Genomic DNA, 11,486 nt, shown 5'->3' with positions numbered 1-11,486 from the left:
GGGCGGAACGAATGATAAATTCGTTCCGTTCTTTTTTTTATGTTTTTTGACATAACCCTAATCCCGCCCTCATATATTGGTGTAATGGTGATCCCATTCAAAACCGTAAAGAGGGATAGCGTATGAAAATTTCGATAAAAAGTGTAAATGTTGATGCAATAACGATGAAGGGTTCTCTTAACATCGGAAAAACGCTCATCATCAAACGTTATTCCCTGCAAAAGGAAGCGAAGCAAAACAGCCCTAACAACAATGAATCCCAATCACAGAACCCTTCTTCAGCAACGAAAAAGCCAACGCCCACTCCCGTTTCCGTGCAGCAGGACATCGATAAACATAAAAAACAATCGGAAGAAATGGCAGCCGAGCTCATGGCTAACGCTTGCCTTCTTTATTACATGGCGATCATGCTGGCCTACACCCCTTAAAATGGTTTACTTAACAGCCACTACAGCGAAAAAAAGACCCAGAGGGCCATTACACACACGCCTCTGGGTCTTATTCGAAGTAATCATAGATATTTACTTTTTGATTTTCTTTTTCCTGTTTCAAACGCTGGAGGCGGACGTACAGCAATCCGCGGTAATAGCCGGCATCCAGTGGACGGTCTTCTACCGGATGCGGGAGAGGGATTTCCCGTTCGATGGGACCGGAGACAATCTCCTCGGTAACACACGAGAATTTTTTGATGGAAAAATCGATGTTCCCGGTAACCTTCAACGTGCGGTAATGCACGTACAAATTCACATCTTCAACATTTTTTACACCAGGGAGGTTAATTAAGCAGTAAATTTCTTCTTTGTTTTCATATATATTAACTAGAGGCCCTTGGTTTGCTAATCCAAATTCTTTAAAGTCTTCAAAGAAGTCCTTACCGAGTACCTGGTCGGCATACTTTTTCCATTCGTTTCCCTTGCCCCATGAAGGATTCATAAGCTCTCACTCCCTTGCCCTGACAGTATATGCAGCTTTCGCCCAGTAGGTGAAACGTTGGAGAGATGAAGGAGGTTCAATGAGATGGACCAAGACCTGTACCATATTTTACAGCAGCTTCAGCAGCAAATTATTGAACTGCAGCATGAAAATAAGTCTCTGAAAGAAGCGTTAAGCAACATCAAGCCTGTGAATATCGAAAACATTAATTATAAAATTCAGGAACTGCATGTCAAAGAACTCAAGGGGACCCTCAATATTGGACTAACCGGAGAGGCCCATCTGGAGGATATGGAAACCATCATTGATGAAATCCAGCAGGAGGGCGTTCACCAGCAGCATCAAGATCATGATGAACCTGAATAGGGTAAAGCTTAAGGATATCAACCTGTTCCTTAGGCTTTTTTATTTGCCCCCAAAAAAAGAGTGCCGAAGTTCGGCACTCTTAGATCATCGGGAATTCAGCAGAAAGCTGAACTTGGTCGCATGCTTGATTTCGTCTGAGAAAGGGCGGAAGAAGGTATCCCGAATGGTGGGATCCTGTGTCATCAAGTAAGCATTGCGGTATTTTTCATAATCAGCGAGTTCGTCTTCATACGCTTCAAACAGGCCCTGACGGAAGTTCTGGATTTTTACCGGGCGAATCTTATAGTTCGGCTGCTTGCCTGTTATAGATGTGTAAAGACGGGTAAACAACTGTAGATGTGTCTTTTCGTCTTTGGCCGCATCCAATAAAACCTTTCGGCTGTATTCGTTTGGCGCCTCTTTCGCCAGACGTGTATAGAAATCAACAGCGGTGGCTTCACCAATAATGCTCGACATCAGCACATTCAGAAGCTGCTGATACGATTGCTGCTGCTGGCTTTGCTGGGCCTGCTGCTGCTGCCGTTCTGCCTCGTAAGGGTCGTAATAATAATGGGTTTCTTCAAACGGTGGTTGAGGTGGTTGATAATAATAAGGGTACATGATATCAAATCCTTTCCCGAAAAAGCTTTTATAGCCTATGAAGAAACATTGAAATGGTGCCTATCCGACTTGATGCCCATGATAGAATTAGCTGGATAAATATTCATTTTTCAACCTTCGAAAAAAATGGTAAATTACTTTTATGGCATCATAATGGACAGGCAAAAGAAGGAGTGTAATTGATGTTGGATAACGGTCTCGTGATGATTGGGATTATTCTTCTGATTAATGTGGTATATGTCTCATTCTTCACAATTAGAATGATTTTGACGTTAAAAAATCAAAGATACCTCGCCGCATTTATCAGCGTGTTTGAGGTTGTTATTTATGTTATTGGTCTTGGACTCGTGCTGGACAACCTAGATAAGATCCAGAACCTGATTGCCTATGCACTCGGTTACGGTCTTGGTGTACTGGTCGGGATGAAGATTGAAGAAAAGCTGGCACTTGGGTATATTACCGTTAACGTTATCACTACAGATATTACTGCGGGGCTGCCGAATGCCATCCGGTCAAAAGGTTACGGGGTAACGGACTGGATGGCCTCAGGCCGTGAAGGACAGCGGCTGATGATGGAAATCCTGACATCACGAAAATCAGAATCCAACCTTTATGAAACGGTCAAAGCAATGGACCCGAAGGCCTTCATTATTTCACATGAACCGAAAGCCTTCCATGGCGGATTCTGGGTCAAAAGCATACGGAGGTAGGCATGGATAAAAAGCCAAATAAGAAAAAGTTTGAAGTACAGCCCGGTGAAACGATCTCTGATTGTTTGGACCGTATGGCCGGGGAAGGCTATTCCCCCGTACGCCGCATGGAAGAGCCGGTGTTTAAAGAAGTAAAGAAGAACGGAAAATTCGTTCAGGAATATCACGAACAACGTATCGTTTTTGAAGGGAAATTGCAGTAAAAACCGAACAATAAATTGTCAGAATATATTATTGTTCGATTTTTGGTTGACAGAGGCAAAGACCCTTCGTTACAATAAGGGTGACAAAACAATAGTACCTCATATAATCACGGGATTATGGCCCGTAAGTCTCTACCCGATGACCGTTATTCGTCGGACTATGAGGGGAAGCACACTGCTGTTTTTGGCATATCCGCAGTTGATGATTTATGTCCAGCGTAGTAGCTTTCTCTCATAGACGGAGAAAGTGAGTACACTGGACTTTTTTCATGCAAAAAATTCATTTCACATAGCATTTTCGATTGCGGGGAGGATACGATGCAAAACAAAGTTGGCGTAATTATGGGAAGTACATCCGATTGGGAAACAATGAAGCATGCCTGTGATATTCTTGAGGAGCTGGAGGTTCCTTATGAAAAACAGGTGGTATCCGCTCATCGGACGCCTGACCGCATGTTCCAGTATGCTGAAGAGGCAAAAAGCAGAAACATTGGCGTTATTATTGCAGGCGCTGGCGGTGCTGCCCATCTGCCGGGGATGGTAGCTGCTAAAACGGTGCTGCCGGTCATCGGGGTTCCGGTACAATCCAAAGCTCTAAACGGACTGGATTCCCTGCTGTCCATCGTACAGATGCCTGGCGGCGTTCCGGTTGCAACCGTTGCGATCGGGAAGGCGGGAGCGACCAACGCGGGTCTTCTGGCCGCGCAGATTCTTGCCATTACGGATCAGGATTTAAACGATCGTTTAACGAAGCGGCGTGAGAAGATTGAACAAGCCGTCATAGAAAGCAGTGATTCTCTTGGCTAAAAACAAAGCAATTTTGCCGGGCCAAACGATTGGCATCCTGGGCGGAGGCCAATTGGGACGCATGATGGCGATCAGCGCCCGCGAGATGGGCTACGGAATTGTAGTTTTGGATCCGGGTGAAAATTCACCGTGCGGCCAAATCAGCGACCAGCAGATTGTTGCTCCTTATGACGATGTGGCAGGCATTGAAGAACTGGCTCAAAAGAGTGACGTAATCACCTATGAGTTTGAAAACGTCGACAGCGAGAGAGCGCAATGGCTTGAGAACAACGCGTATATGCCTCAGGGCAGCGAGCTTCTCTATCTGACTCAGCATCGCATCCGTGAAAAGCAGGCGATCGAGAAAGCGGGCGTACGCGTTGCTCCCTATCTTCCTGTACAAAGCAAAGAAGAGCTTCAGTCGGCGGTCAGCCAGCTGGGTCTTCCGGCCGTTTTGAAAACGTGTCAGGGCGGCTATGATGGAAAAGGCCAGACGGTCATCCGCACCCAGGAAGATATGAAAAAAGCAGAGGAGCTTTTCGCAGGCGGCAGAGAATGCGTTCTGGAAAGCTGGGTACCCTTTGAAAAAGAAATGTCGGTGATTGTCACCCGAAGCACAAAAGGTGAGATGACCACCTTTCCAATTGCGGAGAATATCCACCTGGAAAACATTCTGCATCAGTCGATCGTACCAGCGAGAGTTTCAGAGAAAACAGCAGATAATGCGTATGAAATGGCGCAGAAAATTGCTCATGAGCTTAACCTGTACGGAACGCTTGCAGTAGAGATGTTCCTTGGAACCAACGGGGAGATTTACGTGAATGAACTCGCACCGCGGCCGCATAATTCCGGCCATTACAGCATCGAAGCCTGCGAGACCTCACAATTTCAGCAGCATGTACGGGCGGTTTGCGGACTTCCGCTTGGCCGAACGTCACTGGTCAGCCCGGTAGTCATGATCAATGTGCTCGGGGAGCATGTAAAGCCTCTCCTTGAAAACTTGGAACTTCTGAAAGACGCCAAGCTCCACCTTTACGGAAAAGAAGAAGCAAAAGTGAAACGAAAAATGGGACACATCACCGTGCTCGGAAACACAGTAAGCGAAGCACTAAATAAAGCAGAATACATTAAAGCTGCTGTACTCAAGATGGAAAAGCTGGAGGTAACGACATGATTGAACGGTATACACGCCCTGAAATGGGAGCGATTTGGACAGATGAAAACCGCTTTAAAGCCTGGCTGGAAGTCGAAATTTTAGCCTGTGAAGCATGGGCAGAGCTTGGCGAGATTCCGAAAGAGGACGTTAGAAAGCTGCGCGAGAATGCATCATTTGATATCAACCGAATTTTTGAAATTGAGCAGGAAACACGCCACGATGTAGTCGCTTTTACCCGCGCAGTATCCGAAACACTGGGCGAAGAGCGCAAATGGGTACACTACGGACTCACTTCCACCGACGTAGTGGATACAGCGTTGTCATACCTGCTGCTGCAGGCGAATGAAATCCTGATCAAAGACATCGAGAAGTTCATCGAGATCATCGGAAACAAAGCGAAAGAACATAAGTACACGGTCATGATGGGCCGTACCCACGGTGTTCACGCAGAACCGACTACCTTTGGTTTGAAGCTGGCACTCTGGTATGAAGAAATGAAGCGTAACCTTGAGCGTTTCAAGCAGGCAGCTGACTCGGTCCGCGTCGGAAAAATCAGCGGAGCGGTTGGTACATATGCCAACATCGATCCATTCGTTGAAAAATATGTTTGTGAAAAGCTGGGGCTAGAAGCATCGCCGATTTCAACCCAAACCCTTCAACGCGACCGCCATGCCCATTATTTGTCTGCATTGGCGCTAGTAGCAGCAAGCATCGAGAAGTTCTCAGTTGAGATCCGCGGGCTGCAAAAGAGTGAAACGCGTGAAGTGGAAGAGTTCTTTGCCAAAGGCCAAAAAGGATCTTCTGCGATGCCTCACAAACGCAACCCGATCGGTTCGGAAAACATGACCGGTATGGCACGCGTGATTCGCGGCTACATGGTGACAGCTTACGAAAACGTGGCACTATGGCATGAACGTGATATTTCCCACTCCTCCGCAGAACGTGTAATTTTGCCGGATGCAACGATTGCATTAAATTACATGCTTAACCGCTTTGGCAACATCGTGAAGAACCTGACGGTGTTCCCGGAAAACATGAAACGCAACATGACAAGAACATACGGATTAATCTATTCTCAGCGCGTGCTGTTGAAGCTCATCGATAAAGGAATGAGCCGTGAAGCCGCTTATGACATCGTTCAGCCCAAAGCAATGCAGGCCTGGGAAGAAGGCATCCAATTCAAGCAGCTCGTTCAGGAAGAGCCGCGCATTACGGAAAAACTTACACCAGAAGACATCGAAGACTGCTTCGACTACTCGTACCACCTGCAGCATGTGGATACGATTTTCGAAAGACTTGGTCTTTAGTAAATACTAAAGACTTGGTCTTTAAGCAAATAGTAATGGGGATTTGAGACGGAAACGCATCGCCGTTCCGTCTCACAAGCCTTAGCACTACTTATAATATTGCCAATATTCGTGATTTTTCTTATGGAATTCGACTTATGTCAGGGGGATTTTGAATGGAAAAGCAAACCTTGCTTTATGAAGGAAAGGCGAAGAGGATTTACAGCACAGAAGATCGAAACACAGTGTGGGTGGAATACAAGGATTCAGCGACAGCGTTCAACGGCGAGAAGAAAGCAACGATCGATGGAAAAGGCCGCCTGAACAATGAGATCACCAGCTTGATGTTTGCGCTTTTGCAGCAAAATAACATTACCACTCATTTTATCTCCAAACAATCTCCAACCGAACAGATTGTCCAGCATGTGGAGATCATTCCACTTGAGGTGGTTGTCCGCAACGTGGTGGCAGGAACACTGGCCAAACGTACGGGACTTCCGGAAGGACACGTTCTGCGTAAGCCGATCGTCGAATTTTATTACAAAAATGACGACCTTGGCGATCCTCTTTTTAACACAGACCATATCGCAGCTTTAGAGCTTGCAGTTCCACAGCAGCTTGAAGAAATGAAGGAGCTTGCGCTTCAGGTCAATACCGTTCTTGTTCAATTTTTTGCAGAGAAAAAAGTTAGATTAATAGATTTTAAGCTGGAGTTCGGCACAAATGGCAAGGGTGAACTGCTGGTGGCTGATGAAATTTCACCGGATACATGCCGTCTTTGGGACAGTGAGACGAATGAAAAACTCGATAAAGACGTATTTCGCCGTGATCTTGGCAGCTTAACAGATGCATATGAAAAAATCTTAGAACGCTTAGGGGGAAATCTTCATGTATAAAGTAAAAGTATTTGTCACGTTAAAAGAAAGCGTATTGGATCCTCAGGGGACAGCGGTTAAAGGCTCATTGCACCGAATGGAATATAACGAGGTGCAGGACGTCCGCATCGGTAAATATCTTGAGCTTACGATTGAAGACAGCGTAAAGGACCTTGATCAGGCTATCAGAGAAATGTGTGAGAAATTGCTTTCAAACCCGGTCATTGAAGATTACCGCTATGAGGTGGAGGAGGTTGTCGCACAGTGAGGTTTGCGGTCATTGTTTTTCCAGGATCCAACTGTGACATTGACATGTTTCACGCCGTAAAGGACGAGCTTGGTGCAGAAGCCGAGTACGTGTGGCATGACGAAGAAAGTCTTGACCGTTTTGACGGAATCCTGCTGCCGGGCGGATTCTCGTATGGCGACTACCTTCGTACAGGCGCCATCGCACAGTTTTCCCATGTAATGGATGGAGTGAAAAAAGCCGCCGAGGCGGGCAAACCCGTGCTTGGCGTCTGCAACGGATTTCAAATCCTTCAGGAAGCTGGATTGCTTCCGGGAGCCATGCGCCGAAATGAATCATTGAAATTCATCTGTAAGCAAGAAGCGCTGAAGGTCGTCAACAATGAAACCATGTTCAGCTCTTCCTACGGGAAGGACGAAGAAATTATTATTCCGATCGCCCACGGCGCAGGAAACTACTATTGTGATGAAGAGACACTGAAACAGCTGGAAGAGGAAAATCGCATCATCTTCCGCTATAAAAATAACCCGAACGGATCGGTTTCGGATATCGCCGGAATCATGAACGCCAAAGGCAACGTACTTGGCATGATGCCGCATCCCGAGCGAGCAGTCAGTGAGCTTTTGGGCAGTGCGGACGGACTGAAATTGTTTCAATCAATCGTAAAAAGCTGGAGGGAAAACCATGTCTTATCTTCATGAGCCGACTGCAGAACAAATTCAGGAGCAAAAATTATACCGTGAAATGGGTTTGAGCGATGAGGAGTTTGCTCTTGTTCAATCCATCATCGGACGCCTTCCGAACTGGACGGAGACCGGATTGTTCTCGGTCATGTGGAGTGAGCATTGTTCGTATAAAAACTCCAAGCCAGTCCTTCGCAAGTTCCCTGTGGATGGAGAACGCGTGCTTCAGGGTCCTGGAGAGGGAGCAGGAGTGGTAGACATTGGGGATGGCCAGGCGGTTGTTTTCAAAATTGAAAGCCACAACCACCCATCTGCCATTGAACCATATCAGGGTGCAGCCACAGGTGTTGGCGGCATCATTCGTGACATCTTTTCCATGGGTGCGCGCCCGGTTGCACTGTTGAACTCGCTTCGTTTTGGCGAATTGACGTCTTCCCGTGTGAAATATTTGTTTGAAGAAGTGGTTGCCGGTATCGCAGGTTACGGCAACTGTATCGGAATTCCGACGGTTGGCGGCGAAGTTCAGTTTGATGCTTCCTACGATGGCAATCCGCTTGTTAACGCAATGTGTGTTGGATTGATCGACCACAAGGACATTCAAAAAGGGCAGGCAAAAGGCGCAGGCAACTCGGTTATGTATGTCGGAGCTCGAACAGGGCGCGACGGAATCCACGGGGCGACTTTCGCTTCCGAGGAATTGACCGAAGCTTCTGAAGAGAAGCGCCCGGCTGTTCAAGTGGGCGACCCGTTCATGGAAAAGCTGCTGCTTGAAGCGTGCCTGGAACTTATCCAGAACTGTGATGCGCTTGTCGGTATTCAGGATATGGGAGCAGCCGGCCTTACGAGCTCATCTGCTGAGATGGCAAGTAAAGCGGGCATGGGAATCGAGATGAACCTTGATCTTGTACCGCAGCGTGAATTGAACATGACGGCATACGAAATGATGCTTTCTGAATCTCAGGAACGCATGCTGATCGTTATGCAAAAAGGCAGAGAGCAGGAAGCCATTGATATTTTTGAAAAATGGGGCCTTGAGGCTGTAGTCGTTGGAACGGTTATTGAAGACAAGCAGCTTCGCCTTCTTCAACACGGAGAAGTTGTCGCCGATGTTCCGGTTGATGCGCTTGCAGAAGAAGCGCCGGTATATCATAAGCCATCCAGAGAGCCTGAAATGTTTTCAAAGTTTCAAAACGAGGAACCTTTCGTTCCAGCAGTAGAAAGCAAAAAGGAAACACTGCTGCAGCTTTTAGCACAGCCAACGATCGCAAGCAAATCGTGGGTGTTTGACCAGTACGACTACATGGTACGCACCAACACAGTCGTGCCTCCGGGATCGGATGCTGCTGTTATCCGCATCCGTGAAACCGATAAGGCGCTTGCGATGACAACCGACTGCAACTCTCGCTATCTCTATCTTGATCCGGAAACGGGCGGACAGATCGCCGTGGCAGAAGCAGCAAGAAACCTCGTTTGTTCCGGTGCAGAACCGCTTGCCATTACCGACTGCCTGAACTACGGAAATCCGGAAAAGCCGGAAATCTTCTGGCAGCTCGAAAAGTCCACGGACGGAATGAGCGAAGCGTGCCGAACGCTGGGCACACCGGTAATCGGCGGTAACGTATCACTTTATAATGAAACAAACGGTGTGGCCGTGTATCCGACTCCTGTAATCGGGATGGTTGGACTCGTTCATCACCTTGACCATATTACAACTCAGTACTTCAAAGCACCGGGAGACCTGATCTATGTAATCGGTGAAACCCTTCAGGAATTTGGCGGAAGCGAGCTGCAAAAAATGCAGCTGGGCAAAATTTCAGGAAAAGCACCGGCGTTGAATCTGGAAACGGAAGTCAAACGCCAGAAGCAATTGCTTGAAGCCATTCAGAACGGACTTGTTGAATCTGCTCATGACGTGGCAGAGGGCGGATTGTCAGTCGCACTTGCCGAAAGCATGATGAACGGCAATACAGGGGCGTCAGTTGAGCTTGAGGGAGACCTTGTTTCTGCCCTTTACAGCGAAACCCAGTCACGCTTCCTAGTTTCAGTAAAACCGGAAAACGCCAAAGCGTTTGAAGCGATGAATGAAGACGCGAAACAGATCGGATTTGTAACGGACAACGCGGTTTTGCGCATCGACCATGAAAATCAAGAGGTGCTGGCCGCAGCGTATGATGAACTTCATTCGGCTTGGAAAGGAGCCATACCATGCTTGCTGACATCAAAGGCTTAAACGAAGAATGTGGGGTATTTGGCATCTGGGGACATCAGGATGCTGCCCAGCTCACGTATTACGGACTGCACAGCCTTCAGCACCGAGGACAGGAAGGTGCAGGAATTGTTGTAACAGACGGTGAAAAGCTGAAAATGCACAAAGGACACGGGCTTGTAACCGAGGTGTTCAGCCGCGGGGAACTTGAAGGCATGACCGGCCATGCTGCCATCGGCCATGTGCGCTATTCCACAGCAGGGGGCAATGAATATGCAAATGTTCAGCCCCTGCTTTTCCGCTCACAGACGTCCAGTCTTGCGGTTGCACACAACGGAAACCTAGTGAATGCGAATGCGCTGAAACACCAGCTTGAAGCACAGGGAAGTATTTTTCAGACAACATCCGATACCGAAGTATTGGCTCACTTGATTAAGCGCAGCGGATATGTGGATTTAAAGGACCAGGTAAGAAATGCCCTTACCATGCTAAAAGGGGCTTATGCTTTTGTGATCATGACGGAGGACAAGCTGATGGTCGCACTGGATCCCAACGGATTGCGTCCGCTTTCCATCGGCATGCTCGGAGATGCCTATGTGGTGGCTTCCGAGACCTGTGCCTTTGACGTAGTGGGTGCAGAGTATCTTCGCGATGTGAAACCGGGAGAACTTTTAATCATCGACAACAATGGAATGACTGCGGACCGTTTTTCTTCACCGACGAACCGCTCGATCTGTTCCATGGAATATATATACTTTTCACGTCCTGACAGCAACATCGACCAGGTGAACGTGCACAGTGCAAGAAAGAATCTAGGAAAAGAGCTGTACCGCGAAGCGCCAATCGAAGCGGATGTGGTTACAGGCGTTCCTGACTCCAGTATTTCAGCCGCGATCGGCTATGCCGAAGCATCAGGCATTCCTTACGAAATCGGCTTGATCAAAAACCGTTATGTAGGCCGTACGTTCATCCAGCCGTCACAGGAATTGCGGGAGCTTGGTGTGAAGATGAAGCTGTCTCCTGTACGGGGAATCGTGGAAGGCAAACGCGTGGTGATGGTTGATGACTCCATCGTCCGCGGAACAACGAGCCGCCGGATTGTGAAAATGCTGCGTGCAGCGGGAGCAACTGAAGTGCATGTGCGGATTACCGCTCCTCCGATTGCTCATCCGTGCTACTACGGCATTGATACATCAGAGCGTGCAGAACTGATCGCCTCCAATCATACAGTGGAGGAAATCAGAGACATTATCGGAGCAGATTCATTGTCTTTCTTATCGCCTGAGGGATTGCTGAGAGGCATCGGGCGCCCGGATGGGGACCCGAACAACGGACAGTGCCTGGCTTGCTTTACAGGGAAGTATCCAACAGAGATCTATCCGGATACCGTGCTTCCGTATGAAAAAGAAATGGTGTAAGCGCAAAAAAGGGAGGA

The 11,486-nt window shown here is 47.8% G+C and carries 14 protein-coding genes and 1 riboswitch; of the genes, 12 read left to right on the top strand and 2 right to left on the bottom strand.

Going from position 1 to position 11,486, the window contains the following annotated elements:
* Positions 1-122: 122 nt before the first annotated feature.
* The gene (locus QYB97_RS12070) at positions 123-428 is read left to right on the top strand and encodes a hypothetical protein (protein WP_301166256.1); all 306 of its coding nucleotides are present in this window, start codon (positions 123-125) and stop codon (positions 426-428) included.
* Positions 429-498: 70 nt separating this feature from the next.
* Here QYB97_RS12070 and QYB97_RS12065 read toward each other — a convergent pair whose 3' ends face one another.
* A complete protein-coding gene (locus tag QYB97_RS12065) occupies positions 499-933 on the bottom strand; it encodes an Hsp20/alpha crystallin family protein (RefSeq protein WP_301166255.1) in 435 nt (144 codons plus the stop codon).
* Positions 934-1,017: 84 nt separating this feature from the next.
* Here QYB97_RS12065 and gerPC point away from each other — a divergent pair, with 84 nt between their 5' ends.
* Positions 1,018-1,299 (top strand): spore germination protein GerPC, encoded by a 282-nt coding sequence (gene gerPC, locus QYB97_RS12060; RefSeq protein ID WP_301166254.1) that lies wholly within the window; start codon positions 1,018-1,020, stop codon positions 1,297-1,299.
* A gap of 84 nt (positions 1,300-1,383) precedes the next feature.
* On the opposite strand, the gene QYB97_RS12055 is transcribed toward gerPC, so the two are convergent.
* Positions 1,384-1,899: a ferritin-like domain-containing protein gene (locus tag QYB97_RS12055; RefSeq protein WP_301166253.1), complete on the bottom strand. Its 516-nt coding sequence runs from the start codon at positions 1,897-1,899 to the stop codon at positions 1,384-1,386.
* A 182-nt stretch (positions 1,900-2,081) separates the two neighbouring features.
* Here QYB97_RS12055 and QYB97_RS12050 point away from each other — a divergent pair, with 182 nt between their 5' ends.
* The 10 genes from QYB97_RS12050 (at position 2,082) to purF (ending at position 11,469) form a co-directional block, all read left to right on the top strand.
* On the top strand, positions 2,082-2,609 hold the full coding sequence (locus tag QYB97_RS12050) for a DUF2179 domain-containing protein (RefSeq protein WP_301166252.1): 528 nt from the start codon (positions 2,082-2,084) through the stop codon (positions 2,607-2,609).
* A 2-nt stretch (positions 2,610-2,611) separates the two neighbouring features.
* Positions 2,612-2,812, top strand: a complete 201-nt coding sequence (locus QYB97_RS12045; protein ID WP_301166251.1) for an NETI motif-containing protein — start codon at positions 2,612-2,614, stop codon at positions 2,810-2,812.
* A 79-nt stretch (positions 2,813-2,891) separates the two neighbouring features.
* Positions 2,892-2,993: riboswitch (purine riboswitch) on the top strand.
* A gap of 137 nt (positions 2,994-3,130) precedes the next feature.
* Positions 3,131-3,619: a 5-(carboxyamino)imidazole ribonucleotide mutase gene (gene purE / locus QYB97_RS12040; protein WP_301166250.1), complete on the top strand. Its 489-nt coding sequence runs from the start codon at positions 3,131-3,133 to the stop codon at positions 3,617-3,619.
* Positions 3,612-4,772, top strand: a complete 1,161-nt coding sequence (purK, locus tag QYB97_RS12035) for a 5-(carboxyamino)imidazole ribonucleotide synthase (protein WP_301166249.1) — start codon at positions 3,612-3,614, stop codon at positions 4,770-4,772. The genes purE and purK overlap by 8 nt, the downstream gene beginning before the upstream one ends.
* Positions 4,769-6,061 (top strand): adenylosuccinate lyase, encoded by a 1,293-nt coding sequence (gene purB, locus QYB97_RS12030; protein WP_301166248.1) that lies wholly within the window; start codon positions 4,769-4,771, stop codon positions 6,059-6,061. The genes purK and purB overlap by 4 nt, the downstream gene beginning before the upstream one ends.
* A 155-nt stretch (positions 6,062-6,216) precedes the next feature.
* Positions 6,217-6,936: a phosphoribosylaminoimidazolesuccinocarboxamide synthase gene (purC, locus tag QYB97_RS12025; RefSeq protein WP_301166247.1), complete on the top strand. Its 720-nt coding sequence runs from the start codon at positions 6,217-6,219 to the stop codon at positions 6,934-6,936.
* Positions 6,929-7,183, top strand: coding sequence for a phosphoribosylformylglycinamidine synthase subunit PurS (gene purS / locus QYB97_RS12020; protein ID WP_301166246.1), 255 nt, complete (start codon positions 6,929-6,931; stop codon positions 7,181-7,183). The genes purC and purS overlap by 8 nt, the downstream gene beginning before the upstream one ends.
* Complete coding sequence (purQ, locus tag QYB97_RS12015; protein WP_301166245.1) at positions 7,180-7,863, top strand: phosphoribosylformylglycinamidine synthase subunit PurQ; 684 nt, start codon at positions 7,180-7,182, stop codon at positions 7,861-7,863. The genes purS and purQ overlap by 4 nt, the downstream gene beginning before the upstream one ends.
* A complete protein-coding gene (gene purL, locus QYB97_RS12010) occupies positions 7,847-10,075 on the top strand; it encodes a phosphoribosylformylglycinamidine synthase subunit PurL (protein ID WP_301166244.1) in 2,229 nt (742 codons plus the stop codon). The genes purQ and purL overlap by 17 nt, the downstream gene beginning before the upstream one ends.
* Positions 10,051-11,469, top strand: a complete 1,419-nt coding sequence (purF, locus tag QYB97_RS12005; protein ID WP_301166243.1) for an amidophosphoribosyltransferase — start codon at positions 10,051-10,053, stop codon at positions 11,467-11,469. The genes purL and purF overlap by 25 nt, the downstream gene beginning before the upstream one ends.
* Positions 11,470-11,486: the final 17 nt, after the last annotated feature.

The sequence above is a fragment of the Fictibacillus fluitans genome (genome assembly GCF_030418125.1).
Taxonomy (GTDB): domain Bacteria; phylum Bacillota; class Bacilli; order Bacillales; family Fictibacillaceae; genus Fictibacillus_C; species Fictibacillus_C fluitans.
This window is presented reverse-complemented; position numbering and strand designations above follow the sequence as displayed.